The organism is Microbacterium sp. HMH0099, assembly GCF_049384025.1.
In the GTDB taxonomy this organism is placed as follows: Bacteria; Actinomycetota; Actinomycetes; order Actinomycetales; family Microbacteriaceae; genus Microbacterium.
Genome location: NZ_JBMRJR010000001.1, coordinates 603,210 through 629,665 on the forward strand (window position 1 = coordinate 603,210; position 26,456 = coordinate 629,665).

The following is a 26,456-nucleotide window of genomic DNA, read 5'->3' on the forward strand; positions in this document are numbered from 1 at the left end:
CGGCCTCGTCACCGTAGTCGCACGGGGACCCATCGAGCGTGCGGCCGAGTCCGCACGCGCCGAGGCCGGCCCTGAGTGCGACTCAGTAGCGCCGCGACGCCGACGCGAACAAGCTCGAAGCCAGGGGCATCGACAGCTGTGAGCGCCAAGATGAGCGCTGACGTCGGCAACGCCAAGCCGGCCACCGAGGCCGTCAAGGGCTCGCCGGCGGCGGCAACCGGGACGAAGCCGGCACGCTCAGCCGAGATGCGTGTGCACCGTTCCGAGTTGGGACGCTAAGCGTCCCTCTCCTGGGTATTTGACCCCGATATCGTCGGGCATATGTCACAGCCCGAAGATGAACCGCCCTTTCCCACAATGGCCACCGGTTCCTTGAACCCCGCGGAAGCCGACCAGGAAGGTGCTGCACTCGGAGGGGCCACCAAGTCCCCTAACCCAGCAGGAAAGCCGAAAAGGTTCGAAAAAGGCGGCAGCGGGTGGACTATCTTCGCGGCAGCTCTGGGAATCGTTGTGATGCTGATCGCGACGTGCGCGGTGGCAGCGAACGGCGGTGTGAGAGGTGATGCCTTCCTCAACGCCCTCGCGGTGACCTCAGTCTCTATCGCTGGCGTCGGGACCGTGCTTCGAGCAATGGCACACGGGGCAAACACCCCGTTCGAAAGACAAGTCGACCATGCCGGCAAGCTGTTGACAGTAGTCGCGCTCTCATCGGGGTTCACAGGTGCGATTGCGCGCTTGAACGCCACACCGGAAACGCTGTCGGGAGGCATGGTTGTGGCGCTCATTGTGAGCGGCTTGGTTGTGGCCGCGGGCATCGTCCTCGAAGTGCACAAGCGGCGTTCGCATCGCCATCAAATTGCAAAGGCGGCGTCCGCACCGTTAAACGTCGATGGAACGGCGCGAGTCGAAGTGGGAGTCGCTGACGAAGCTAAGCCCGACGCGACATCGAACGCGTGACCGCAAGTATGGCGAAAATCTCGCCCTTGCGGGTGCTCAGCGCCCCTCCTGGCGCACGAGAGAGGGACCGGGCCAGTCAGCTCTCGTCGTGTGGTGGCGGCTGCGTACCGTAGCCGGCGAGCCCGGTCGCCATGCGAGCGACTGCCGTGGACGGCACCCCACCACCCGGCGCGTCGGCCGAAACTCCGCACGACGCCCCGGCCCAGGCGCTCTCGACGTGAACCGCGAACCGTGTGAGGGTGGAGGTTCGCCCGCCCCCTTCCCCCGGAGGACGCCGTGACCACCACCACCGAGAGCACCACACCGCTCCTGCCCGGTTCGGCGATCATCGTCGGCATCCGCTCGCTCCTGGTCTGGGCCATCGTCGCCTCGGCCCTGCTGGCGACCTTCCTGCGCGGCACGCACTCGAGCTGCTCCGGCGGCCTGTCGTCCGACGGCCGCGGCTTCCTCGGCCCCGACGGCGCCCCGACCGACGTCGAGCCGCGCTGCGGCACGGTGACCCTCAGCCCCAGCCCGCTCCTGTTCCTGCTGCTCGCGCTGATCGTGATCGGCACGATCACGCGCATCCTCCGCCGGGCCGAGGACGAGGACCACGCCTTCCGCATCCTCAACAACGCCCGGATGGCGATCGTCGTCCTCAGCCTGGTCGCGCTGGCCGTCGGCTGGATCGCGATCATGACGCTCCGCGTCGACGACTGGAGCTCGTTCTCGGTGTTCTCGCCGATGCCGTTCGGCCAGTTCGACGTCGAGACCTCGCTCTTCACCGAGAGATGAGGGATGGATGCCACCCGGTGGCATCCACCGCCCCTACTTGATCCCGCTGCGCGCGAACCCGGCCACGAAGTACCGCTGGAACACCAGGAAGACGATCGCGATCGGCACGACGTTCAGCAGGGCGTAGGCCATCGTGGCGCCGTAGTCGCTGCCGAACTGGCCCTGCAGGTAGAGCAGGCCGATCGGCAGTGTGAACAGCCGGTTCTCGCGCAGGGCGATGAGCGGCCAGGCGAAGTCGTTCCACGACGACAGCAGGCTCATGAAGACGAGCACCGCGATGAGCGGCTTCGACAGGGGCAGCACGACGCGGGTGAAGGTCTGCAGGTGACCGGCCCCGTCGAGGCGGGCGGCCTCGATGAGCTCGCGCGGGATGCCGAGCATGAACTGCCGCGCGAGGAACAGACCGAACGCCGACGCCGACACCGGGAGGATCACGGCCCAGTACGTGCCGTAGAGCCCGGTCATCGTGACGATGCGGAACAGCGACACCATGATCACCTGGACCGGCAGCACGAGGGTCGCCAGCGCCAGGAAGAACAACGTCGTCGACCCGCGGAACCGCAGCTGCGCGAAGGCGTAGCCGGCGAGGAGGCTCGTCGTCACCGAGATCAGCGTCACGACCACGGCGATCGCGACGGAGTTGCCGAACCAGGTCGCGACAGGGAACGAGGCGAACACCCGCGCGAAGTTCTCGAACGTCACCTCGCGGGGCCACAGCCGCAGATCGCGTCCGCCGAGCAGCTCCGCACGCGTCGAGAAGGCCACGGCGAGCATCCAGTAGAGCGGCGACACCGCGGCGAGGCCGATGACGGCCACGATGATCGTCCGCACGAGGACTCCCCCGCGCCGCGACCGGTCGCGGGCCCGTCGACCCGGGCTCGGCGCCGGCGGGGCGAGGGGCGCCGCCCGAGCGGCATCCCGTCGTTCGTCGATGCTCACTCGACCACGTCCTTCGTCCGGGAGGCACGGTACTGCGCCGCGGCGAACACGAGGGCGAAGAGGAACAGCACCATGCCGATCGCCGCGGCGTACCCCTGGTCGCGCGTGACGAAGCCGGTCTCGTACGCGTACGTCACCAGCACCGACGTCGCCCCCGCGGGGCCGCCCCCGGTGAGGACGAAGACGATGTCGAACACCTGGAACGAGAAGATGACGTTCAGCACGACCAGGAAGAACGTCGTCGGCCCGAGCAGCGGCACGGTCACGTGCCGGAACCGTTGGGGGCGGTTCGCCCCGTCGAGGGTGGCCGCCTCGTACAGGTCGGGGCCGATGCCCTGCAGCCCCGCCAGGTAGATGAGCATGTTGAAGCCCGTCCGCCACCAGACCGTCGCCAGCACGATCGTCGCGAAGGCGGGCACCGCGTCGGACTGCCACGTGACCGGCGACAGGCCGACCGCGGTGAGGATGCGATTCAGGATGCCGCTGTTCTGGTCGAACACGAGCACCCCGATGAGCGCGGTGGCCACGCCCGACACCGCCATGGGCAGGATGAGCAGCGACCGCCACAGCGGGCGCGCGGGCAGCGCCGCGTTCAGCAGGGTGGCCGCGACGAGACCGAGCAGCATCGACAGGGGTGTGACGAGAACGGTGAAGAGCACCGTGTTGCCGAGCGCCCGCCAGAACAGCGGGTCGCTCGCGAGCCGCGCGTAGTTGTCGAGACCGGCGAAGGTGCCGTCGCCGAAGCCGTCCGTCCGCTGCAGGCTCACGACGAAGGCGCCGACCAGCGGCACGAGCACGAACACCAGCAGCAGCAGGTAATTCGGTGCGAGGAACCCGTACGCCGCGATGGTCTCGCGGCGGGCGCCCGGGCGGCGGCTGCGCAGACGCTCCCCCGACGCCGGACGATCGGGCCGGACGGCGGTCCGCGCCGGCGCCACCGCGGTGTCAGGCACCGGTGGCTGCCCCGATGCCGGACTGCAGGTTGGTCACGGTGGTGGCCGTGTCCTGGGCGCCGGTGAAGGCGAGGTCGAGCTGCTCCTTCAGCACCGGGATGATCGCCGACATCGACGGGCTGGCCACCTGGGCCACGTCCTGCGGCTGCACGACGGACGCCTGCGCGGCGAACACCGGCGCGAGGTCCGACCGCACGTCGAACTCGAGGTCGTCGTTGAGGAGGTCCGCGCGGGTGGGGAGGAGGGATGCCGCGCGGCAGAAGTCGCGCATCGGCTGTGCGTCCGTGACGAACTCGAGGAACGCGGCGGCCAGCTCGGGCTGCGTCGTGTTCGCGGTGGCCACGAGCGCGTTCCCGCCGAAGTCGCCGCCCGCCCGGACGTTGCGGGGGGCGTAGGTCGCCGTCCACTCGAAGTCCGCGGTGCTGTCCGCGTCGGGAAGCTGGAACGCGCCCGACCACACCATGGCGACGGACTGCGAGAACCACGACTCGGCTGCGTAGCTCGACGAGGCGATGGTGTTGTTGGCGGGCACGTAGTCCTTGGTGAAGAACGAGCGGGAGAACTCCACGGCCTCGCGGGCGGCGTCGGAGTCGATCGCGGGGGTCCGCTGGTCGGACTCGAGGAACGCCCCGTCGGACTGGAACAGCAGGCTGAGCCAGCGCGTGACGCCGTTGCCCTGCCAGTTGTACGCCCACGGCCACCGGTCGGCGGGCAGCCCGGCACGCAGCCGCTCGCCGAGGGCGTCCAACTCCTCCCACGTCCAGGCGTCGTCCGGCGAGGTCGGGATCTCGGAGGCGTCGATCCCCGCCTGCCGGAGCAGGTCGAGGTTGACGAGGATCGCCGAGGTGTCGGTGTGGTGCGGCAGGCCGAACGTGCCGTCGCCGTTCTGGACGGCCGCCCACGCCTGGGGCGTGAACTGACTCTCCCGGTCGGCCGACAGCAGCGGACCGAGGTCGAGCAGCTGCCCGCGCCCGGCATAGGCGCCGAACGTGTAGTACGGCACGCGGAAGATGTCCGGCGGGTTCCCCGCCTGCAGCTGCGCGTCGATGTTCGTGAACATCTGCTCGTAGGGCACGGCGTTGAGCTCGACGGTGACGCCGTCGTTCTCGGCCTCGAAGGCGGCGATCGCGGCGCGGAAGCCGGCGAGCTCCGCGTCCGTGCCCCACGTGGTGAAGGTGAGCGTGCCGGTGCGCCGTTCGGCCGGCGCGGACTGCACGAAACCGCAGCCGGCGAGGACGACGGGCAGAGCGAGGGCCCCCGCTCCGACGAGGAAGGTACGACGAGTGACGGGCATAGCGGACTCCGATCGTTTTTCAACGAAAGCGGACGCCGGGGCATGCGTTGCTCTCCCCGCGCACGATACCGAGCAGTCAAGCGGCGACGGGGGGCTTGCGCGGAAACGGTGGAGTGGATCCGCGGCGGATTTCCACCCCCTCGTCGCCCCGTTTCGACGGCCCTACGGTGAGTCCGTGACGTTCAACGACAATGCCCGCGTCGGCGGGAACTCCGCACGCCGCCGGGGCGGCACCGTCGCCGCCGTCGGCGGTGGCGCCATCGGCCTCGGCGGGATCGCGGTCCTGCTCATCTCCCTCTTCACCGGCACCGACCTCACGGGCCTCCTCGGCGACGGCGGAGGGCAGGCGGGCCCGCAGAGCGGGGGCGAGGCGATCGCGAACTGCGACACCGGCAGCGACGCGAACCGCAGCGACGACTGCCGGCTCGCCGCGGCCTCGCTCAACATCGACCAGTTCTGGCAGCAGCGTCTCGAGGGGTACCGCGAACCGCAGCTGATCATCGTCGACGGCGCCACGTCGACATCGTGCGGCACGGCCTCGAACGCGACCGGTCCGTTCTACTGCCCGCCCGACGAGACCGTGTACGTCGACCCGACGTTCTTCGCCCTCCTGCGCGAGCAGTACGACACCACGGCGGGGCCGCTGGCCCAGCTCTACGTCCTCGCCCACGAGTACGGTCATCACGTCCAGCAGCTGACGGGCGTCTTCGACCAGTACCCGCGCGACGGCAGCGGCCCGGCCAGCAACGGCGTGCGGACCGAGCTGCAGGCCGACTGCTTCGCCGGCGCGTGGGTGGCCGCCGCCGAGGAGCAGGTCGACGAGGCCGGCACACCGTACCTGCAGACCCCGACCGCGCAGCAGATCAGCGACGCCCTCGGCGCCGCCGCCGCCGTGGGCGACGACCACATCCAGGAGGAGGCGGGCCGCCCGATCACCCCGGAGAGCTGGACCCACGGTTCCAGCGAGCAGCGTCAGCGCTGGTTCGACGAGGGACGCGCGGGCGGCGTGAACGCCTGCGACACGCTGACGATCCCGGCCACGAGCCTCTGACCGCGGCCGTCTCGGGAGGATGGATGCCACCCCGGTGGCATCCATCCCCCGGGCTCACACGCGACTCGGGGAGTCCACCGTCGCGGCGCGGTCGTCGACGAGCCGGCGGCCGCCGATCCAGCCCAGCAGCCCTCGGCCGTCGGGCCAGACGGGCAGCAGCACGAGGAGCGCGAGCGCGAGCGTGAAGCCGAGCACGGCGATCGGCAGCCCCAGTGCCAGGAGGAGGCTGACCCCGCCCACCCCCAGCACGAACCTCAGCGGGCGGGCGAGCCAGGCCGGCAGGAGACCGTCGGTGTACCGGACGCGGGTGGCGAGGTCGCCGATCGATCGTCCCGTCGCGAGGACGACGAGGAGCCAGAGCACGACGGGGGCGCTGATGCTGAGGATCCCCGCCACGGCGTGCCCACGACCGGACTCCGGGAACACCGTCCTGAAGACCATCTCGGCGGTGACCCACGCGGCCAGCGACACGAGCGAGAAGCCGAGCACGTCGCACGCGATGCCGAGGAAGCGCCGACGGCGGGTGACCGGGCGGGGCTTGTCGGCATCGGCGGGGCGCTCGGCCCCGCGGTGCTCGGGCGGGACGATGAGGGCGATGGCCGACCCGATCACGGCGCCGGCGGTGTTGGCCATCAGGTCGTCGACGTCGAAGACGCGGTACGGGCAGGGGAAGACGCCCCACACGGCCGTGAGCTGCGACATCTCGACGACGCCGCTCACGGCGAGCCCGGTCAGACCGGCCACCACCACGCCGCGGCCGCCGAGCACGCGGAGGAGGAAGCCGAGGGGCAGGAACAGCACGATGTTGAAGACCACCTGCAGCACCGCGGCGAGTCCCCGGTTCGGGGATTTCGCGAGCTCGGTGACGATGTCGTCGATGAAGTGGAAGGGCTGGAGGTTGAGCCCGGCGCAGGCGTACTGGTCCTCGAGGGGGAACGGCCACAGCGTGTAGCTCCAGATCGCCCAAAGGTACACGGCCGCCGCGACCCAGAGCAGGGTGCGCGGCACCGACAGCCCGCCCCGCCGGCGGTAGCTGACGGCGACGAAGGGGACGAAGGCGAAAACCGCCACGACGCCGCCCGCGACGACGGCGATGAGGCCGGAGCCCAGGATGTTGTTCACGCCGCGATGCTAGGGAGCGGCCGAGCTCCTCACCTTCTCAGCGGCCCATAAATCACCCGATCTCTCACCCATTCCGCTGCCCAGAGTCCTTGCGGAGGGCGGCGCGTAGCCTGGAGGGATGCCACGCGCCGCCGACCTCCGCGACCGACTCGCGGACGAGATCGACCGCACCGGGTTCGGAGCCCACGGCATCCATGTCCGGGTCGGCGACGAGACCGCGCAGCGACGGTGGACGCCGGACGTCCGGGAGGAGATCCACTCGGTCGCCAAGGCGGTGTGCGTCCTCGCCGCCGGCATCGCGGTGGACGAGGGCGCGGTGTCGCTCGACGAGCCGATGCGCGACATCCTCGGCGACGCTCCCCTCGGACCGGGGGTGGAGCGGATCACCCTGCGGCATCTGCTGTCGATGACGAGCGGGATCGACCTGCCCTGGTCGCCCACGATGATGACCGACTGGCCGGATCTCGCGGCCGAGTTCCTGTCCCGTCCCACCCGCGGACGCGTCTTCCAATACTCCAACGCGAGCACGTACACCGCCATGCACGTGCTCGCCCGTCGGGTGGGCGACATCGAGGAGTACATCCGTCCGCGGCTGCTCGACCACCTGGGCCTCGGGGACGTGACATGGGCCCGCTGCCCCAACGGGCGCGTGCTCGCCGGGGAGGGACTGGCTCTGCGCACCGAGGAGATGGCCCGTCTCGGGCACCTCGTCCGCGACGGGGGCGTCGTCGACGGTCGGCGGCTGGTGTCGGCCGCCGGTGCGGCCGCGCTGCACTCCGGGTGGGTCGAGACGGGCAGCACCGGCGAGGGCTACCGCCGCTACGCGATGGCCGGCTGGGACGGTCCCGGCGACGCCTGGCGGCTCCACGGCGCCCACGGCCAGCTGGTCGTCTTCGCGGCGGGCGCCGTCGTCACGGTCACCGCGGACGACCACGCCGGGGCGGACGCCGTGGCGGCGTTCGCCGCGCGAGCGGCCTGCGCCTGAGGCGGCGTTCGCCGCGCGAGCAGCCCGCGCCGGAGCCGGGGACGCGGGCCGCGGAGACCTGCGCGCGGGGGCCGGGAGGTCTCGATCCGTCAACCGTGGAGTGAACGCCGGGGCGTCACGTTGCGCCGAACGTCCCGCAGGCGTAATGTCGCGCGCCGTGACTGACGAAAGTCGCGAGCCCGGCGTGGAGACGCCGATGGCCAAGCGCATCCTCCTCGGCGAGCCGTTGACGTCGGAGAAACTCGACGAACAGCTCCTCCCCAAGAAGATGGCGCTCCCCATCTTCGCGTCCGACGCCCTCTCCTCCGTGGCCTATGCGCCACAGGAGCTGCTGATGATCCTGCTGATCGGCGGGACGGCGCTGCTGACGCTGAGCCCCTGGGTGGCGGTGGCCGTCGTGGTCCTCCTGATCGTCGTGGTGCTGAGCTACCGTCAGCTGATCAAGGCGTACCCGTCCGGCGGCGGCGACTACGAGGTCGCGAGCAAGAACCTCGGCGAGGTGCCGGGCGTCGTGGTGGCCGCCGCGCTGCTGGTCGACTACGTCCTCACGGTCGCGGTGTCGGTGGCATCCGGAGTCGACAACATCATCTCGGCCATCCCCGAGCTGAACCCGCTCCGGGTGGAGCTCGCCGTCGGGTTCGTCATCCTCATCGTCATCGTGAACCTCCGTGGCGTGCGCGAGGCGTCGTCGGTGTTCGCGATCCCGACGTACGTCTTCATCGGCTCGGTCGCACTGATGATCGTCGTGGGTCTCGGGCGCACCCTGCTCGGCGACGCGCCCGTCGCATCGAGCGCCGGGTTCGGCGTGGAGGCCGAGTCGCTGACCCAGGTGGCGCTGATCCTGCTCGTGCTCCGCGCGTTCTCGAGCGGCTGCTCCGCGCTCACCGGTGTCGAGGCCGTCTCGAACGGCGTGCCCGCGTTCCGCAAGCCGAAGATCCGCAACGCGCAGACCACGCTCACGCTCATGGGCACCATCGCGATCCTGCTGTTCTCGGGTCTGACCGCGCTCGCGCTCATCGCGAACGTGCACTACGCCGAGAACCCCTGCAACCTCATCGGCTTCGACTGCGCCAACAACCCGCAGCCGAGCCTCATGGCGCAGGTCGCGGCGGCCACCTTCGGGTCGGGCAGCATCATGTTCTTCGTCATCCAGGCGGCCACCGCGTGCGTGCTGCTCCTGGCGGCCAACACGGCCTTCAACGGGTTCCCCCTGCTGGGCTCGGTCCTGGCGCGCGACGGATACGCGCCGAAGGCGCTGAACACCCGCGGCGACCGGCTCGTGTACTCCAACGGAATGGTCATCCTCGGCATCGTCGCCATCGGCGTGCTGATCGTCTACCAGGCCAACCTCACGACGCTGATCCAGCTGTACATCATCGGCGTCTTCGTCTCCTTCTCGCTCGGGCAGATCGGGATGGTCCGTCACTGGCGCCGGGCGCTCCGCGACATGCAGAAGCTCCCGGAGGAGGCCCGCCGGCAGCAGTCGGCGCAGTACGAGCGCCGTTCGGCGATCTCCGGCCTGTGGATCAACTCGGTCGGCGCGAGCCTCACGGTCGTGGTGCTGCTGATCGTCACGGTGACGAAGTTCGTCCACGGGGCCTGGCTGATCTTCATCGCCATCCCGATCCTCGCCGTCCTCATGATCGGCGTGAACCGGTACTACCGCGACGTCGAGCACGAGATCCGCATGGATGACAGCGTGCACTTCGGCTCGTCGGGCGACGTGGCGATCATCCTCGTGAACCGCCTGCAGAAGCCCGTCATGAAGGCCATCGACTACGCCCTCGCCGCCAACCACGAGAAGACGCTCGCCGTCCATGTGGCGATCACGGAGGAGGAGTCGACGGCGCTGCAGAAGGACTGGGCGGCGCGCGACATGCCCATTCCGCTCGTCATCATCGAGTCGCCGTACCGCGCCTACACGTCGCCGGTGACCGCCTTCATCAAGAAGTACCGCGAGAAGCACGGCGCCTCGGTCGTCACCGTCTACCTGCCGCAGTACATCGTGGGCCACTGGTGGGAGTCGATCCTGCACAACCGCCGCTCGCGGCGCCTCGCCCACCAGCTGATGCTCGTGCACGGCGTCTCGATCACGCTCGTCCCGTGGCTGCTGGACTCGTCCGAGCTCATCTACGGCCGTCGCTCCCGCCCGCTCCCGGGCCAGCAGCGCGGAGGACAGCCGGTCGCCGAGGTGCCGGCGCATCGTCCGCGGAAGTCCGCGGGGAGCGAGTCGCCCTCGTCCTAGGCCTCGAGCGATGCCCCCGCCCCGCCTGCGGGGGCATCGCTGCGTGCGCAGGAGCCGCCGCACGGGGGTGGCCGTCAGGCCGGCGCACGGGGGTGTCCGTCAGGCCGGCGCACGGGTGATGCGCAGGTCCGTCCGTGCGACAATTCATCGCTGCACCCGAACGCCGTGAGGACCCCCGATGCCTTTCCACAGCAAGCGCACACTCGAGCACTGGATCGCCGAGTTCGTCGACGCCCGTAGCGGCGGCGAGGAGATCCGCGTGGCCGTGCAGGACGGCGATGGCGGGCAGGACACCGGTCTGGTGGTGGTCCCCCTCGAGAACGCGCCCAACACCGTGTGGATCGAGCCGCGCGCCACGGGCGACGACCTCACCTGGCACGTGCTCATCGAGCCGTCGACCGAGACGCTGGAGCTCACGAGCTTCGAGCTCAACGGGCTCACGCACGAGCTGCAGATCGCGGCCGAGGTGTGCGCGTTCCTGCAGGAGAAGTCGCTCGGGCATTTCGAGCCCACGAGCTCGCCCGAGTCCTCCCCCGAGGCGTCCGCCGCCGGCTGAGCCGCGGATCATGCGGCTCAGCCGGGTTCGCTGCGCTGACGCGCAGGCGCGGGACACACGCGGCTCCGTGTGAACGGTGCACTCACGGGAGGACGATGACCTTCCCCGCGATGCGGCCCGCCGCGGCTTCGGCGTGGAGCGCCGGCAGGTCGATGAGCGAGATGCGCCGACCGACCTCAACCGTGAGACTCCCGTCGTCGACGAGGGAGACGAGCTCGGACAGACGCTCGCGGTTCGGAAGAACGAAGACGGTCGCCGCACGCACTCCGCGGGAGTCATCGCCGGGAGTGGCGATGAACGCCGTGGTGCTGACGACGGCCCCGCCGTCGCGCACCGCGGCGACGTACGACGCGAACTGATCGGGATCGAGGGGGGCCAGATTCAGGAGCACGTCGACCCGCGCGTCGAGGGTTGTCAGGAGGTCCGTCTCGGTGTGGTCGATGATCTCGTCGGCTCCGGCGTCACGGACGGCGTCCCTGCTGCGGGGACTGGCCGTCGCGATGACGTGGCTGCCGGCGCGCTTCGCGAGTTGGATCGCGTACTTGCCGACGACCCCGCCCGCACCGACGATGAGGACCCGCTGGCCGGCTTCGAGCCGCCCCTCGTCGAAGAGCGCCTGCCAGGCGGTCAGAGCGACCGACGGCAGAGCGGCCGCGTCGGCGAGAGGAATCGTCGTCGGAGCGGCGACGACGGCGTCGGCGGGAGCCAGCACGTACTCGGCGGCGCCCCCGTCGCGCACCATGGGCAGGAACGCGACGATGGCATCACCGATGGCGAGCCCGTCGACCCCCTCACCCACCGCGTCGATCGTGCCGGAGACGTCGTAGCCCGGAATGTGAGGGAGCTCGACCGGGATCGGGATCGTCCCGCCCCTCATACCGGCGTCGGCCGCGTTGAACGCGGACGCCGCGACGCGCACCCGCACCTGCCCTGCCGCCGGAACGGGCTTCTCGACGTCGCGGTAGTGGAGGACCTCGGGTCCGCCGATCTCGGAGTACTGCACAGCCTTCATGGTCTCGCCTTTCGTCATTGCTTCAAATTCGAAGCATCTGCGGTGACGGTAGCACTGCTTCGAACTCGAAGCAACTGATATGGTCGGAGCATGTCCGATGCACCCGCGGCTCTGACGCCGACGCAGCTCAGCGCCTACCTCTCTTTCACGGAGGTGGGCAGCCTGCTGCGTCCCGCGGTCGAGAAGCAGCTGCGCGACGCCGGAGACCTCAGCTACATCCAGTTCCAGCTCCTCGCCCGCCTCGGCGACACCCCTGATGGCCGTCTCCGAATGACCGACCTCGCCGACGGCGTCGTCTACAGCCGCAGCGGACTCACCTATCAGGCGCAGCTGCTCGAGCAACGCGGCCTCATCACCCGTTCACCGTCACCGGACGACGAGCGCAGCACCGTCGCGTCGATCACCGACGCCGGTCGCGGCATCCTCCGGACCGTGTTCCCCGGCCACATCGCCACGGTTCACGGGCTCCTCTTCGCGACCCTCGACGACGAGGACGCAGACGACCTCGCCCGCATCCTCGGACGCGTCACCACCCACCTCCGCGCATCCCCGCCGCGGTCGGCGACCCGTCGACGCGCGACGTGACGGCCGACGCGCCGTCCGGCCCGGCCGGAGAACGAGTGGCTACGATCGAGGGGTGATCGCAAGCATCCTTCTCTGACTCGGCATCGCGTCGTCCTCGACCGGCTCGTCCGGTCTTCTTCGCATGCCGTTTCTGTTTTGAAGGAGTGCTTTCCGCATGTCTCACCACGTTCACCCCGCCGCGCCCGCGGCACCACATTCCACCGTCGCGGTCTGGGACGCGCGACACCGAAGCGCAGACACGACGCTGCGCGAGATCGTTTCCCGCGCCCGCGTCATCGCCGTCGGCGAGTCGGCTCATTTCATCGCCGAGCTCAACGCCGGTCGCGCCACCCTCGTCGAAGCCCTCATCCGCGATGCCGATGTCCGCAGTCTCGCTCTCGAGATCGGCCACGACGAGGCGCCTCTCGTCGAGCAATGGCTCGCGGGACGGCGGCCCGGGGCGCTGCGGGCGGTCGTCGGACCGCTCACCGCGGCGCTGTACGGAACCTTCCTCGAGGATCTTCGAGCTCGACTGGCCCCCGACCACCACATCCGCGTGCTGGGCGTGGATCTGCCGAACTCCCTCACGATCGAACCGAGCATCGCCCCGCTGGCCGACGTGCTCGCCGTGGTCGACCCCGCGGCCGCCGAGCTCGTGCAGTCGGCGAGAGAGCTGGCACGACGGATCGTCGGGGGCTCCGCTGCGGCCAGCGCCGCGTCGTGGCTCGCCCTCGACCGCTCGGACCAGGACTCTCTCACGGTGGCGATGACTCGCCTCCGAGCCCGCGTCGACGCACTCCGTGCCGTTCACGAACGGGGCGGTGACGCGGAGCTATGGCGAGAAGCCGGCGCGCTGGTCGATGCGGCTGTCACGACCGACGTCATGCTCCGAGCGATGGCCGACCTGTTCTCCGGCGTCGGGCGCATCGACGATACGACGATCCGCGAGGCCTTCGTGGCTCGGCGGATCGTCGACGAAGTCCGCGCGCTTCCCGCCGGCGGGCGGATCGCGTACGTCGCGCACAACAACCACATCCAGAAGACGCCGGTCGTGTTCGACGGGGTGCTGACCGCGTACCCTGCCGGCAGTCTTCTGGCCGGATCTCTCGGCTCCGACTATCGAGCCGTGGCCCTGACGCACGTCGACGGTCAGGTGCCCGAGATGATCTTTCCCGCCACCACGGACGTCGGATTCCGGGTGGAGCGCGTGACGGCCGCGGACGTCGACGAGTGCTGTGTCGAGGCCGCGGCCGGCGGCGTGCTGCGGTCGGCCGACGCGGCCATCGTGCGCTGGGAGGCGGAGGAGGACACCGCAACGCTCCGCATCCGATCGCGGAGTGCGCTCACGGACGTCGGGACGGCGGCGTTCGACGCCGCCCTTGTCTTCGCCTCCGCGACGACCGATGCGGCAGTGACCGCCCTCGGCCTGGACTGACTCCCCTCCGACGCGTGCTGACCGTCGTCCACCCGACGGCGGTCAGCACGTCGGCGCATGGTCGACGATCGGGGTGCCTCCACCGCCGTCGGCCTGCGTAAGGGCACCGTATGCGTCCGTCAGGGAGCCGTAGGGAAAGCGTGAGGACGCCGCAGCGAAGACCTCCCCGGGAGTTGGATCGACAGACGTGCCGCCCCGCGGCGCCCGCCCCGTGCGGACCGTTCCGAATCTGGAGTCGTCGTGCTCGATGTCGTCTTCCTCGCCGCGATCGGCGCGCTGTTCGCGCTCATCGTCCTCGTCGCCAAGGGAGTGGAGAAGCTGGACGTCCAGCCCTCCGCCACCCGTGAGAGCGCCGGGAGGAACCGCCCGTGATGGTCCTCTCCGTCGTCGCCGCGATCCTCGCGATCGCCGCCGTGGCCTACCTCGTCGTCGCGCTCGTCCGACCCGAGAAGTTCTGACGTGGACGCGGCATCCATCTGGTCCATCGTCCTGACCAGCCTCACGCTCGTCGCCGCCCTCGCGCTGGCGCACCGCCCGCTCGGCGACTACATCGCCCGCATCTACACCGGCGAGCGCGACCTCGCCCTGGAGCGGGGCGTCTACCGTCTCATCGGCGTCGACCCGCGGGGCGCGCAGACCTGGCAGGCCTACCTGCGCTCGGTCCTGCTCTTCTCGGTCGTGGGGGTCGTGTTCGTCTACGCGATCATGCGCCTGCAGCCCCTGCTGCCGTTCTCGCTCGGCCTGACCGCCCCGGGTGAGGCGCTGTCGTTCAACACCGCCGTCTCGTTCGTCACGAACACCAACTGGCAGTCCTACTCGGGTGAGACCACGCTCGGCTACACCGTGCAGTTCCTCGCACTGACGGTGCAGAACTTCGTCTCCGCCGCGGTGGGCATCGCCATCGCGATCGCCCTGGTCCGGGGCTTCGCGTACCGCCGCAGCGGTGTCATCGGCAACTTCTGGGTCGACCTCGTCCGGGGCACGTTCCGCCTGCTCCTGCCGTTCGCCGTGGTCGTGGCCGTGGTCCTCGTCGCCGGCGGCGTCATCCAGAACCTGAACGGATTCACGGATGCCACCACCCTGGCCGGCGCGACCCAGTCGCTGCCCGGCGGGCCGGTCGCCTCGCAGGAGGCGATCAAGATGATCGGCACCAATGGCGGCGGCTTCTTCAACACGAACTCGGCACACCCGTTCGAGAACCCCGCTCCCTGGACGAACCTGCTCTCGATCTTCCTGATGCTGGCGATCCCGTTCTCTCTGCCCCGCACCTTCGGCCGCATCGTCGGCGACACCCGTCAGGGGTACACGATCCTCGCCGTCATGGCCGTGATCTTCGTGGCATCCACTGCCCTTCTCACCTGGGCGGAGCTCGCCGGCGCCGGGACCGCGCCGCAGCTGGCCGGCGCGTCGATGGAGGGCAAGGAGGTCCGGTTCGGGATCTTCGGCTCCACTCTCTTCGGGTCGACCAGCACGCTGACCTCGACGGGCGCGGTCAACTCGATGCACGACAGCTACACGGCGCTCGGCGGCATGATGCCGATGATCAACATGATGCTCGGCGAGGTGGCGCCCGGCGGTGTCGGCTCGGGCTTGTACGGCATGCTGATCCTCGCGATCATCGCCGTCTTCGTCGGCGGGCTGCTCATCGGCCGGACGCCGGAGTACCTGGGCAAGAAGATCGGTCCGCGCGAGATCAAACTCGCGAGCCTGTACATCCTCGTCACGCCCACGCTGGTGCTCGCGGGGACCGCGCTGAGCTTCGCGCTCCCCGGCATCCGGGAGGACGTGGAGTCCACCTCGATCTGGAACCCGGGCGTGCATGGCCTGAGCGAGGTGCTGTACGCGTTCACGTCGGCCGCGAACAACAACGGCTCCGCCTTCGCGGGCCTGACCGCCAACACCCCGTGGTTCAACACCGCGCTCGGCGTGGCGATGCTGCTCGGACGCTTCCTGCCGATCGTGTTCGTGCTCGCCCTGGCCGGCTCGCTCGCCGCGCAGGACGCGGTGCCCGCCACCTCCGGGACCCTGCCGACGCACCGCCCGCAGTTCGCGGGCCTGCTCGCCGGCGTCGCCGTGATCGTCACGGCTCTCACCTATTTCCCGGTCCTCACCCTGGGACCCCTTGCCGAAGGACTCGTCTGACCATGTCCACGCTGACCCACGCCCCGGCCGCCGCCGAGGAGGCCCCCGCCGCCCCCCGCCGCGCGTTCAGCACCGCGCAGATCGTCGCGGCCCTGCCCGGCGCCGCGAAGAAGCTGAACCCCGCCGCGCAGTGGCGGAACCCCGTCATGTTCCTCGTCTGGATCGGCGCCGCCCTGACCACGGTCATCGCGATCGCCGAGCCGTTCCTGGAGACGACCGAGACCGCCACCCCGCTCCCCTTCGGCTTCACCTGGGCCATTGCGGCCTGGCTGTGGCTGACGGTGTTCTTCGCGAACATCGCCGAGGCGGTGGCAGAAGGCCGCGGCAAGGCGCAGGCCGCGACCCTGCGGCAGACGCGCTCGACGACGACGGCCCGCCGGGTGGGCGGATACGACGAGAAGACGGATGCCGCCGCCCACGGCGCCGCGATCGAGGAGGTGTCCTCCGGTGATCTGCGTCTGGGCGACGTGGTCCTCGTCGAGGCCGGGGAGCTGATCCCGGGCGACGGCGACATCGTCCACGGCATCGCGACCGTCGACGAGTCGGCGATCACGGGCGAGTCCGCCCCGGTCGTCCGCGAGTCGGGCGGCGACCGCAGCGCCGTCACCGGCGGGACGCGCGTGCTGAGCGACCGCATCGTGGTGAAGATCACGTCCAAGCCCGGCGAGACGTTCGTCGACCGCATGATCGCGCTCGTCGAGGGTGCGGCGCGGCAGCGCACGCCGAACGAGATCGCGCTGAACATCCTGCTCGCGAGCCTGTCGATCGTGTTCGTGGTCGTCGTGCTGGCGCTGAACCCCATCGCCTCGTACGCCGCGACCCCGGTGTCTATCCCCGTGCTGATCGCGTTGCTCGTGTGCCTCATCCCCACGACGATCGGCGCACTGCTGAGCGCGATCGGCATCGCGGGCATGGACCGTCTCGTGCAGCGGAACGTCCTCGCGATGTCGGGCCGCGCGGTGGAGGCCGCGGGAGACGTCACCACCCTGCTGCTCGACAAGACCGGCACCATCACCTACGGCAACCGCCGTGCGTCGGCGTTCGTCGCGATGCCCGGGGTCGGTGCCCCGCTGCTCGCCGAGGCGGCGTCGATGTCGTCGCAGGCCGACCCCACACCCGAGGGCACCTCGGTGGTCGAGCTGGCCGCCGCCCAGGGCATCGTGGCCGAGATGCCCCGTGGTGCGGAGCCGGTGCCGTTCACGGCGCAGACCCGCATGAGCGGGCTCGACCTCGCCGACGGCACCCAGGTGCGCAAGGGAGCGGCATCCGCCATCCTGGCCTGGCTCGACGACTCCCGCGCGGCGGTGCCCGAGGCCACCCGCGCCGAACTCCTGCGTTCCGCGAACGCGATCGCCGAGTCCGGCGGAACTCCGCTGGTCGTCGCGACGTCGACCCCCGATCCCTCCGGAGTTACGCGAGGGACGGCACAGGTGCTCGGCGTCATCCACCTCAAGGACATCGTCAAGGACGGACTGCGCGAACGCTTCGGCGAGCTGCGAGCCATGGGCATCCGCACGGTCATGATCACCGGCGACAACCCCCTGACGGCCAAGGCCATCGCCGCCGAGGCCGGCGTCGACGACTTCCTCGCCGAGGCCACGCCGGAGGACAAGCTCGCGCTCATCCAGCGGGAGCAGCAGGGCGGCAACCTCGTCGCCATGACCGGCGACGGCACGAACGACGCCCCGGCGCTGGCCCAGGCCGATGTGGGCGTGGCGATGAACACGGGCACGTCGGCGGCGAAGGAGGCCGGCAACATGGTCGACCTCGACTCCGACCCGACCAAGCTCATCGACATCGTCCGCATCGGCAAGCAGCTGCTCATCACGCGCGGCGCCCTCACGACGTTCTCGCTCGCCAACGACATCGCGAAGTACTTCGCGATCATCCCGGCGATGTTCATGGGGGTGTTCCCGGGGCTGGCGGTGCTGAACATCATGCAGCTGTCGTCGCCGGCCTCGGCCGTGCTCAGCGCGATCATCTTCAACGCGATCGTGATCATCGTGCTCATCCCCCTCGCCCTGCGCGGGGTGAAGTACCGCGCGGCGAGCGCGTCGAGCATCCTCAGCCGCAACCTGCTCGTCTACGGGCTCGGCGGCGTCCTCGTCCCCTTCATCGGCATCAAGCTCATCGACCTCGTCGTGAGCCTGCTCCCCGGCTTCTGAAAGGCCCCGTCATGCGCACCACCCTGCGTACCGCCGGCGTCGCCGTCCGCGCGATGCTCGTCTTCACCGCCGTCCTCGGCGTCGGCTACATGCTGCTCATCACGGCCATCGGGCAGGTGGCGATGCCATTCCAGGCGGACGGGTCGCTGATCCGGTCCTCCGACGGCGAGGTCGTCGGGTCCGAGCTGGTCGGCCAGTCGTTCCAGGACGCGTCCGGCGCGGCGCTGCCCGAGTACTTCCAGTCCCGGCCGTCCGCGGCCGGCGACGGGTACGACGCCGCCGCGTCCAGCGGCTCCAACCTCGGTCCCGAGAACGGGGACCTCGTCGCCGCCATCGAGGAGCGCCAGGCCGCGTCGCGCGAGCTCGACGGCACGGGGGACATCCCCGCGGACGCCGTCACGGCCTCGGGCTCGGGCCTGGACCCGGACATCTCCGTCGCGAACGCGGAGCGCCAGGCGGCGCGGGTCGCGGAGGCCCGCGGCATCCCGGTGTCCGACGTCGACGCGCTGATCGTGGAGCACGCCGTGCCGCGCGACCTCGGCTTCCTCGGGGAGCCGCGGGTGAACGTCCTCGAGCTCAACCGCGCGCTCGACGCGTCATGAGCGACGAGAATCGCTGACATGCACTTCGTCCGCTCCTCCGCCGCCGTGCCCCGTGCGCGGCGGCGGTCGGCCGAGTCGGCGGGAGCCCTCTCGTGAGGCGTGGGCGCCTGCGGGTGCTGCTCGGAGCCGCACCCGGTGTGGGCAAGACGTACGAGATGCTCGAGGAGGGCCGGCGCCTCTCCGCCGAGGGCCGCGACGTCGTCATCGCCGTCGTCGAGACGCACGGGCGGGCCGCGACCGCCGCGCAGGCCGAGGGCCTCGAGGTGGTCCCCCGCCGCGCGATCGCGCACCGTGGGGTGGCGCTCGACGAGATGGACCTGGATGCCGTCCTCTCGCGGCATCCGCGGATCGCCCTCGTCGACGAGCTCGCGCACACCAACGCGCCCGGCTCGCGCCACGACAAGCGGTGGCAGGACGTCGAGGAGCTCCTCGCGGCCGGGATCGACGTCATCACGACGGTCAACGTGCAGCACATCGCGTCGCTCAACGACGTGGTCGAGAAGATCACCGGCGTCGTCCAGCGCGAGACCGTGCCCGACGCGGTCGTCCGCGCCGCCGACCAGATCGAGGTCGTCGACCTCGCCCCTCAGTCGCTGCGGGACCGCCTGTCGGCCGGCTTCGTCTACCCGGCGGAACGCATCGACGCCGCCCTGTCGAACTACTTCCGGCTCGGGAACCTCACCGCGTTGCGCGAGCTGGCCCTGCTGTGGCTGGCCGACGAGGTGGACTCGGCACTGCGCACCTACCGGACCGAGCACGGGATCGAGGGGTCGTGGCAGGCGCGCGAGCGCGTCGTCGTCGCCTTGACCGGCGGCGCCGAGGGCGAGACGCTGCTGCGCCGCGGGGCGCGCATCGCCGCGCGCTCGGCCGGCGGCGAGCTGCTGGCGGTGCACGTGTCCAGCCAGGACGGGCTGCGGGCGACCGCGCCGGGTGCCCTGGCCGAACAGCGCGCCCTCGTCGACCAGCTCGGCGGCAGCTACCACCAGGTGGTCGGCGACGACGTCGGCACCGCCCTCGTCGACTTCGCCCGGTCCGTCAACGCCTCGCAGCTCGTCATCGGCGTCAGCCGCCGCGGCCGCGTCGCCGCGGCCCTCACCGGCCCCGGCATCGGCGCGACCGTGATCCGCGCGTCCGGCGACATCGACGTGCACATCGTGAACCACGCTCGCGCGGGCGGGCGTTTCGCCCTGCCCCGCCTCGCCGGCCCCGCGCTGAGCGCGAAGCGGCGCATCCTCGGCTTCGTCACGGCGCTCACGGGCGGACCGCTGCTGTCGTGGCTGCTCTTCGCGACGAGCTCCGCCGACTCGATCACCACCGACGTCCTCGCGTACCAGCTGCTCGTGGTCGTGGTGGCGCTCATCGGCGGCATCTGGCCGGCGGTGTTCGCCGCCGTCCTGTCGGGGCTCACCCTCGACTTCCTCTTCATCGACCCGCTCTTCACCGTCACGATCGACGATCCGGACCACGCCCTGTCGCTCGTCCTGTACGTCGTCATCGCCGTGCTCGTGAGCGTCGTCGTCGACCAGGCGGCCCGCCGCGCTCGGGCCGGTCGCCGCGCCGCCGCCGAGTCCGAGCTGCTGGCCACGGTCGCGGGCAGCATCCTGCGCGGCGAGACCGCTGTCCCCGCCCTCGTCAGCCGCGCGCGGGAGGCGTTCGGCCTGGCCGGCGTCCGGCTCGTCGCCGCCGACGGCTCGGTGCTCGCGACCGACGGCGAACCGGTCCGCGACGACCGGCGCGTCTCCATCCCGGTCGGCGACGGACGCGCGGTCCTCGAGCTGCACGGGAGCGACCTGGACGCCTCCGAGCGTCGCCTCCTCGACGTCGTCGTGACGCAGCTCGCGGCCGCCCTCGAACGCACCGACCTCGTCGAGACGGCCGCCGAGGCGGGGGCGCTGGCCGAGACCGACCAGGTGCGCTCCGCCCTGCTCTCGGCGGTCAGCCATGACCTGCGCCGTCCCCTCGCCGCGGCCGTCGCCGCCCTCGGCGGGCTGCGCGCGGCGGGCGACCAGCTGTCGGCGGACGACCGCCGCGAGCTGCTCGAGACCGCCGACGAGAGCCTCGCGACGCTGTCCGTGCTCGTCACCGACCTGCTCGACGTCAGCCGGGTGCAGGCCGGGGTGCTGGCCGTCTCCCTCGCCCCGGTGGACGCCGCGGGCGTCGTGCTCGCCGCGCTCGACGAGCTGTCGCTCGGGCCGGACGACGTCGAGCTGGCCCTCGACCCGGACCTGCCGGCGCTCAGCGCGGACCCCGTCCTGCTGCAGCGCGTGCTGGTGAACGTGCTCACCAACGCGGAGCGGTACACCCCCGACGGGGTGCGGGTCCGCGTCGCGACGAGCCGCCTGGGCGGTACGGCCGAGATCCGCGTCATCGACCACGGCCCCGGGATCGCGCCCGAGCGGCGGGTCGACATGTTCTCGCCGTTCCAGCGTCTCGGCGACACCGACAACACCGCGGGGCTCGGCCTCGGGCTCGCTCTGTCGCGCGGCTTCGCGGAGGGCATGGGCGGGACCCTCACCCCCGAGGACACCCCCGGCGGCGGGCTCACGATGGTGATCGCGCTCCCCGTCGTCGGCAGTGAGGCCGTGGCATCCGGAATCGACAGGAGGACGACGTGAAGGTCCTGATCGCCGACGACGACCCGCAGCTGGTGCGGGCGCTGCGGATCACCCTCGCCGCGCACGGCTACGACGTGGTGGCCGCGGCCGACGGCGCCGCCGCCATCACGCTCGCCGCGCAGGCCCACCCGGACATCGTGCTGCTCGACCTCGGGATGCCGCACCTCGACGGCGTGCAGGTGATCGAGGCGCTGCGCGGGTGGACGTCGGCGCCCATCATCGTCGTGTCCGGTCGCACCGGATCGGCCGACAAGGTCGAGGCCCTCGACGCGGGAGCCGACGACTACGTCACCAAGCCGTTCCAGATCGACGAGCTGCTCGCACGCCTGCGGGTGCACGCGCGCCGGTCCGTCCCCGCCTCGGGCGACGTCGTCGTGCGCTTCGGCGACGTCGAGGTCGACCTGGCGGCCAAGGCCGTCTCGCGCGACGGCGCCCGCGTGCACCTCACGCCGACGGAGTGGCGGATGCTGGAATTCCTCGCCCGCAACCCCGGCTCGCTCGTGACGCGGCAGACGCTGCTGAAGGAGATCTGGGCCAGCGAGCAGGTGGCCGACAGCGGCTACCTGCGGCTGTACATGTCGCAGCTGCGGAAGAAGCTCGAGGCCGACCCCTCCGCCCCGGTGCACCTGCTGACCGAGCAGGGAATGGGCTACCGGCTGGTGGTCTAACCCCCGGGGCCCCCTGCGGGCCTGACTTGCCGCAAACCCGTGGGCCGATCTCTCTGCGCTGACTTGCCGCAAACGTACGCGCGAGGGCACCTGCGCTGTACGTTTGCGGCAAGTCAGCGCCCGAGGCCGGGGTCAGGACGGGCCGCGGGGTCAGGACTCCTCGTCGGCGCAGGCGTCGACCTCGGCCTGTACCCGGGCGCAGCGGCCGGCGAAGACGATCGAGTGCAGGAGCATCAGCGGACCTCCCCGACCGTGTGGCATCCGGGGCACGGCACGGCGATCCGGTCCCCCGGTCGCACGTCGCCGGGCAGCACCACCCGGCCGCACACCTCGGCCCCGTGCGCGTCGAGGACGGCGAACGGCTCGTCGTACGCGTGCGACACCCGGCCGAGCAGCCGCGCCTCCCGCCACAGCACGCCCAGGTCGCCGAGGCTCGCGTCGATCCGGAGCGCGTCGGGGGTGGCATCCATCACCGTCGTCACCACCACGGTGGTCGAGAGGACTCCGGATGCCACCCCGCCCGACGCCGGGATCACGGCCGGGCCCGTGCAGACGCAGGGCGTGCCGCAGAGGTCGGCGTATCGGCCGATCGACATCGCGCGCACGGTGACGTCGTCGAGAGTGGGGACCGAGCCGGCGGGCCAGGCCGTCGCGTCGAAGGGCGCGGGGATGCTGGCGCGCAGTGTCGGGAGGAGTGCGGTGAGGGTCATGCGTCCGGTCTACGCCGCGGGGCGAGGCGGATGCGGTCCGCTCACGGTTCCCGTACGGCGGCGAACGCGTTCCTCACGGAACCGCGGCGGGCGGACGCGGCGGCGCTCAGTTCCAGAGCTCGGGCAGCAGCTCCTCGAGGAGGACGGTGCGGTCGGCGCCGAGGACGATCTCGGTGCGACGGTTGCGGTGGTCGATCTGGTACAGGAACTCGCGACACCGGCCGCACGGCGGATACACGACGACCTCGCCGTCGGCGCCGAAGGCGACTGCGACCGCCTGGGCGATCTCGGACTGCCGAGCCGTGATCATCGCCCCGATGGCCCCCGCCTCGGCGCAGAAGCCCATGCTGCAGGGCACGTCGATGCTGAGCCCGAAGAAGTGCGTGCCCTCCGCGGTGACGAGGAGAGCGGCGACGTCGCCCGAGCCGCGGGAGTCGCGGCGCTCGGGGTTCAGGTACGGCGTCGCGAGATCGATGAGGGTCTGAGCGCTCAGACGCGCGGGGGATGAGGTGGTGGCGTTTTCCTGGGTCATGAGGGGCCTTTCATGGGGGGAGGCGGTCAGGAGAGGACGGAGTGCTCGGTGACGACGCGGCGCGAGACGACGCGCCCGCGCGAGAGGACCGTCCGGTCGTAGGGGCCGCCCGCGACGGCCGCGGCGAGGGAGGGGGCGCGGATCGCGAGCAGGTCCGCGACCCGCCCCGGCTCGACCCCGGCGGGTTCGAGTCCCATGGCCGCGCGGGCGTCATCGGTCACGGCGATGTGGGCTTCCTCGATGGTGAGGTGCGAGGCGGCGACGAGCAGCCCCGCGGTGACGAGATGGTCCGCCGCGCCGAGCGGGTTGAGCGGGTCGCGCACGTTGTCCCCGGCCGCGCACACGCGGACACCGGCGGCCCGGAGCGCGCGCACCGGGGCGATCGCCCGCGGAACGGGTCCGGTGAGGCGGTCCTTCGCCTGCAGGTAGAGGTTCGTCAGCGGGGCAGCGGCGACGGACACACCGGCCTCGCGCAGGTCGTCCGCGACGGGCCCCAGGGCCGTGGCATCCAGGAGTCCCAGGCTCACGCAGTGCCCCGCCATGGCCGTGGCGCCCGCCGCGAGGGGCTGTGCCCGCAGCGCCTTCGCCATCCGCCACATCGTCAGCGACGACGCGTCGAGCCGTTCGTCTGCATGGATGTCGATTCCCACGCCACGGCGCCGCGCGAGAGCGAGCAGACGGTCGAGCTCGGCATCGGGGTCGGGTGCGGTGTGGGGCGAGCCCCCGACGATGTCCGCGCCGGCGTCGAGGGCGGCCTCCACCACGTCGTCGCCGATGTCGCCCTTCGGCAGGACCACCACCTGAAGATCCATGACGTCGGCGAGACGCGCGCGGACCCGGGCGAGCGCCCGCACGCACCGCAGCGGATCGCCGGACGGGAAGATCTCCGCGTGCGTACGCACCGCGGTCACGCCGTTGCCGAGGAACATGCGCGAGAGCGCCATCGCCCGGTCGACGAAGTCGTCCTCGGCCAGGTCGCGTGCGTGCTCCTGCCACTGCCGCATGCCGGACAGGAGGTCGCCGTACGCGGGTCGGAGACGGTCGAAGACGAGCGCCTTGTCCAGGTGCGTGTGCGGTTCGGCGCCCGCGGTCACGAGGAGGGCTCCCTCGAGGTCGAGTTCTCCTCGGCCCGCGCGACCGGCCGCCGGCGAGACGTCGTCCACCCGTCCCTGCTCCAGTCGGACGTCGACGGCCCTCCCGTCCGCGAGGGTCGCGTTCCTCAAGACCGTGGGCGAGTTCTCCGACATGTCAGCCTCCGACGGGGGATTCCGGCGCCCCGGCGGGGGCGGTTAGCGTATCGTTCGAGCGGCCGCCGCCGTCGAGAGGGGACACGTGACGACGACCGAGGATCCGCTGCTCGCGGAGCAGGTGTACCAGCGACTTCAGGAGCGCGTCCTGACCGGCAGCATCCCGCCGGGAGCCGCCCTGAGCGTCCCCCGGCTGGCGACCGATCTGGGCGTGAGCCGCAGCCCCGTGCGAGAAGCCGTGCAGCAGCTCATCGCGATGGGACTGGCCGTGCATGTGCCGTACGCCGGCGCACGGGTCCGCGCCCTCGACGAGGACCTCGTCGACGACGTCTTCGAACTGCGCGAGAGCCTCGACGCCCTCGCCGCGCGCCGTGCGACGACGCGTGTGAGTCCCACCGTCATGGACGACCTCGAACGCGCAGTCGCCGACGCGCACCGTGCCCGTGAGGAGGGAGCGGATGCCGCGCGCATGGCCGCGCTCGACGTACGGTTCCATGCGCTTCTGCGCGACACCGCCGGCAGCGAGCCGTTGACGATGGCGCTGGTGCGCCTCGAGGCTCTGGGGCATCTCATCTCCGCGGACATGTGGGGGAAGCCGGAGAACAGCGCCCCGGCGATCGAGGAACACGAGCAGATCCTCGCCGCGGTGCGGCGGGGTGACGCGCAGGCTGCCGGGGAGCTGGCCGCGGCCCATGTCCGCTCGCTGGCAGTCCGACGTCGGCGCTCGGTTCAAATTAACATGTAATTCACGCAGCAGAAGCTCAAATTCACCTCTGACCGACGAAGATCGTCCATGCGGGCGTCGAATTACATGCATTCGCGCCGGGCGCGCTCGAGGAGCGCGTCGATTCCTCCGCCTTCGGGCAGAAACGGATCATCATGAGCGAGACCTCTTCCCTCATCGAGCTGGACAAAGAGCGCCGCATGGGCGGCGACGGCACGATCGACCGCACGCGCGAACTGCGCCGTATTGACCTCGGCGACTTCGACGCGCGCCGTGACGAGATCACCGACCAGCTCTGGGCCGCCGCCACCGACATCGGCTTCTTCCAGATCGTCAACCACGACATCCCCACCGACGTCATCGATCGGGCGTTCGAGATGTCGCAGCGGTTCTTCGCGCTTCCTCGCGAGGTCAAGGACCAGTACCCGCTCCGGAAGCAGGACAATGCCGGCTACGAGTTCCGCTCCCAGGTGCGCCCCTCCATCGGCGTTCCCGACCAGAAGGAGTCGTATCAGGTGACCCTCCCCCACATGGGGGACCTGTGGCCGACGGAGGAAGAGCTCCCCGGCTTCCGCGACGCCATCCTCGACTTCGAGCGGCGGTCCTGGGCGCTCGCGATGAAGGTGCTCTCGTGCTTCGCGCAGAAGCTCGCGTTCGACACCGACTTCTTCGAGCGCGCGCACGACCCCGCGTCGCCGAACTACCAGAGCACGCTCCGACTGCTGCACTACTTCGCTGTCCCGCCGGAGGCGCGCAGCGAGGACGCCCCCTGGCGTGCGGGCGCGCACACCGATTTCGACGTGCTCACGCTGCTGTATCAGCGCGACGGTCAGGGCGGGCTCGAAGTGCTGCCCGGCCGGGAGATGTCGACCGAGTCGTGGACCCCGGTCGAGCCGACCAGCGACTCGATCACGTGCAACATCGGCGACATGCTCATGCGCTGGAGCGACGACGCGCTGCCGTCGAACTTCCATCGCGTGCGCGGTCCGCGCGCCGGCGACAACCAGGACGCCCGGTACAGCATCGCCTACTTCGCGCAGGCGAACCGCGACGTGATGATGGAGAGCCCCAGCGGGGCCTGGGAGCCGATCACGGCTCGCGATTACCTGCTGGAGCGCATCCGCGCCAATTACGGCAGGTGAGCTGACGCCCCTCGGCGCCCCC

25 protein-coding genes are annotated in these 26,456 nt (G+C 71.0%); 17 read left to right on the forward strand and 8 right to left on the reverse strand.

From position 1 onward, the window contains the following. Positions 1–321: 321 nt before the first annotated feature. A complete protein-coding gene (locus tag ACO03V_RS02645) occupies positions 322–957 on the forward strand; it encodes a hypothetical protein (RefSeq protein ID WP_423136512.1) in 636 nt (211 codons plus the stop codon). 276 nt (positions 958–1,233) lie between these two features. After that, the gene (locus ACO03V_RS02650) at positions 1,234–1,731 is read left to right on the forward strand and encodes a hypothetical protein (RefSeq protein ID WP_423136513.1); all 498 of its coding nucleotides are present in this window, start codon (positions 1,234–1,236) and stop codon (positions 1,729–1,731) included. Between the two features lie 33 nt (positions 1,732–1,764). On the opposite strand, the gene ACO03V_RS02655 is transcribed toward ACO03V_RS02650, so the two are convergent. The 3 genes from ACO03V_RS02655 to ACO03V_RS02665 are packed head-to-tail and all read right to left on the reverse strand — an operon-like array spanning position 1,765 to position 4,917. Next, complete coding sequence (locus tag ACO03V_RS02655) at positions 1,765–2,670, reverse strand: carbohydrate ABC transporter permease (RefSeq protein ID WP_367734060.1); 906 nt, start codon at positions 2,668–2,670, stop codon at positions 1,765–1,767. After that, positions 2,667–3,623, reverse strand: a complete 957-nt coding sequence (locus ACO03V_RS02660; RefSeq protein WP_423136514.1) for a carbohydrate ABC transporter permease — start codon at positions 3,621–3,623, stop codon at positions 2,667–2,669. The genes ACO03V_RS02655 and ACO03V_RS02660 overlap by 4 nt, the downstream gene beginning before the upstream one ends. Next, positions 3,616–4,917 carry an ABC transporter substrate-binding protein gene (locus ACO03V_RS02665; protein WP_423136515.1) on the reverse strand — a complete coding sequence of 434 codons (1,302 nt, stop codon included), beginning with the start codon at positions 4,915–4,917 and terminating at the stop codon, positions 3,616–3,618. Before ACO03V_RS02665 ends, ACO03V_RS02660 begins: the two co-directional genes overlap by 8 nt. 175 nt (positions 4,918–5,092) lie before the next feature. Between ACO03V_RS02665 and ypfJ the strand changes: the two genes are divergently transcribed. Next, complete coding sequence (gene ypfJ / locus ACO03V_RS02670) at positions 5,093–5,968, forward strand: KPN_02809 family neutral zinc metallopeptidase (RefSeq protein ID WP_423136516.1); 876 nt, start codon at positions 5,093–5,095, stop codon at positions 5,966–5,968. Between the two features lie 54 nt (positions 5,969–6,022). Here ypfJ and ACO03V_RS02675 read toward each other — a convergent pair whose 3' ends face one another. Continuing rightward, positions 6,023–7,090 (reverse strand): VanZ family protein, encoded by a 1,068-nt coding sequence (locus ACO03V_RS02675; protein ID WP_423136517.1) that lies wholly within the window; start codon positions 7,088–7,090, stop codon positions 6,023–6,025. Between the two features lie 118 nt (positions 7,091–7,208). On the opposite strand from ACO03V_RS02675, the gene ACO03V_RS02680 reads away from it, so the two are divergent. The 3 genes from ACO03V_RS02680 to ACO03V_RS02690 all read left to right on the forward strand — a co-directional run bounded on the left by ACO03V_RS02680 (position 7,209) and on the right by ACO03V_RS02690 (position 10,876). Further along, positions 7,209–8,075 (forward strand): serine hydrolase domain-containing protein, encoded by an 867-nt coding sequence (locus ACO03V_RS02680; protein WP_423136518.1) that lies wholly within the window; start codon positions 7,209–7,211, stop codon positions 8,073–8,075. Between the two features lie 145 nt (positions 8,076–8,220). Then, a complete protein-coding gene (locus ACO03V_RS02685; protein ID WP_367734048.1) occupies positions 8,221–10,320 on the forward strand; it encodes an APC family permease in 2,100 nt (699 codons plus the stop codon). A gap of 178 nt (positions 10,321–10,498) precedes the next feature. After that, entirely contained in the window at positions 10,499–10,876 is a 378-nt protein-coding gene (locus tag ACO03V_RS02690; RefSeq protein ID WP_367734046.1) for a hypothetical protein, read from the forward strand. A gap of 82 nt (positions 10,877–10,958) precedes the next feature. Here the strand turns inward: ACO03V_RS02690 and ACO03V_RS02695 are convergent, their stop codons facing one another. Beyond that, positions 10,959–11,888, reverse strand: a complete 930-nt coding sequence (locus ACO03V_RS02695; RefSeq protein ID WP_367734044.1) for an NADP-dependent oxidoreductase — start codon at positions 11,886–11,888, stop codon at positions 10,959–10,961. 90 nt (positions 11,889–11,978) lie between these two features. Here ACO03V_RS02695 and ACO03V_RS02700 point away from each other — a divergent pair, with 90 nt between their 5' ends. The 9 genes from ACO03V_RS02700 to ACO03V_RS02740 all read left to right on the forward strand — a co-directional run bounded on the left by ACO03V_RS02700 (position 11,979) and on the right by ACO03V_RS02740 (position 22,079). Then, positions 11,979–12,473, forward strand: a complete 495-nt coding sequence (locus ACO03V_RS02700) for a MarR family winged helix-turn-helix transcriptional regulator (protein ID WP_423136519.1) — start codon at positions 11,979–11,981, stop codon at positions 12,471–12,473. Between the two features lie 154 nt (positions 12,474–12,627). Next, entirely contained in the window at positions 12,628–13,887 is a 1,260-nt protein-coding gene (locus ACO03V_RS02705; protein WP_423136520.1) for an erythromycin esterase family protein, read from the forward strand. Between the two features lie 240 nt (positions 13,888–14,127). Then, positions 14,128–14,259 (forward strand): hypothetical protein, encoded by a 132-nt coding sequence (locus ACO03V_RS02710; RefSeq protein ID WP_367734038.1) that lies wholly within the window; start codon positions 14,128–14,130, stop codon positions 14,257–14,259. Beyond that, positions 14,259–14,345 carry a potassium-transporting ATPase subunit F gene (locus tag ACO03V_RS02715; protein ID WP_423136674.1) on the forward strand — a complete coding sequence of 29 codons (87 nt, stop codon included), beginning with the start codon at positions 14,259–14,261 and terminating at the stop codon, positions 14,343–14,345. The genes ACO03V_RS02710 and ACO03V_RS02715 overlap by 1 nt, the downstream gene beginning before the upstream one ends. Positions 14,346–14,361: 16 nt before the next feature. Next, positions 14,362–16,029, forward strand: a complete 1,668-nt coding sequence (gene kdpA, locus ACO03V_RS02720; protein WP_423136675.1) for a potassium-transporting ATPase subunit KdpA — start codon at positions 14,362–14,364, stop codon at positions 16,027–16,029. A gap of 2 nt (positions 16,030–16,031) precedes the next feature. Next, entirely contained in the window at positions 16,032–18,194 is a 2,163-nt protein-coding gene (gene kdpB / locus ACO03V_RS02725) for a potassium-transporting ATPase subunit KdpB (protein WP_423136521.1), read from the forward strand. 11 nt (positions 18,195–18,205) lie between these two features. Further along, the gene (gene kdpC / locus ACO03V_RS02730) at positions 18,206–18,796 is read left to right on the forward strand and encodes a K(+)-transporting ATPase subunit C (RefSeq protein ID WP_423136522.1); all 591 of its coding nucleotides are present in this window, start codon (positions 18,206–18,208) and stop codon (positions 18,794–18,796) included. A gap of 92 nt (positions 18,797–18,888) precedes the next feature. After that, positions 18,889–21,411, forward strand: coding sequence for a DUF4118 domain-containing protein (locus ACO03V_RS02735; RefSeq protein WP_387055108.1), 2,523 nt, complete (start codon positions 18,889–18,891; stop codon positions 21,409–21,411). Then, positions 21,408–22,079, forward strand: coding sequence for a response regulator (locus ACO03V_RS02740; protein WP_367734025.1), 672 nt, complete (start codon positions 21,408–21,410; stop codon positions 22,077–22,079). Before ACO03V_RS02735 ends, ACO03V_RS02740 begins: the two co-directional genes overlap by 4 nt. Before the next feature lie 233 nt (positions 22,080–22,312). On the opposite strand, the gene ACO03V_RS02745 is transcribed toward ACO03V_RS02740, so the two are convergent. The 3 genes from ACO03V_RS02745 to ACO03V_RS02755 all read right to left on the reverse strand — a co-directional run bounded on the left by ACO03V_RS02745 (position 22,313) and on the right by ACO03V_RS02755 (position 24,568). Continuing rightward, entirely contained in the window at positions 22,313–22,789 is a 477-nt protein-coding gene (locus tag ACO03V_RS02745) for a hypothetical protein (protein WP_423136523.1), read from the reverse strand. Between the two features lie 106 nt (positions 22,790–22,895). Further along, positions 22,896–23,321 (reverse strand): cytidine deaminase, encoded by a 426-nt coding sequence (locus ACO03V_RS02750; protein WP_423136524.1) that lies wholly within the window; start codon positions 23,319–23,321, stop codon positions 22,896–22,898. Between the two features lie 26 nt (positions 23,322–23,347). Beyond that, positions 23,348–24,568 (reverse strand): amidohydrolase family protein, encoded by a 1,221-nt coding sequence (locus ACO03V_RS02755; protein ID WP_423136525.1) that lies wholly within the window; start codon positions 24,566–24,568, stop codon positions 23,348–23,350. Between the two features lie 85 nt (positions 24,569–24,653). Here ACO03V_RS02755 and ACO03V_RS02760 point away from each other — a divergent pair, with 85 nt between their 5' ends. Continuing rightward, positions 24,654–25,313, forward strand: coding sequence for a GntR family transcriptional regulator (locus ACO03V_RS02760; protein WP_367734017.1), 660 nt, complete (start codon positions 24,654–24,656; stop codon positions 25,311–25,313). Between the two features lie 134 nt (positions 25,314–25,447). Further along, positions 25,448–26,434, forward strand: coding sequence for an isopenicillin N synthase family dioxygenase (locus tag ACO03V_RS02765; RefSeq protein WP_367734015.1), 987 nt, complete (start codon positions 25,448–25,450; stop codon positions 26,432–26,434). Positions 26,435–26,456: the final 22 nt, after the last annotated feature.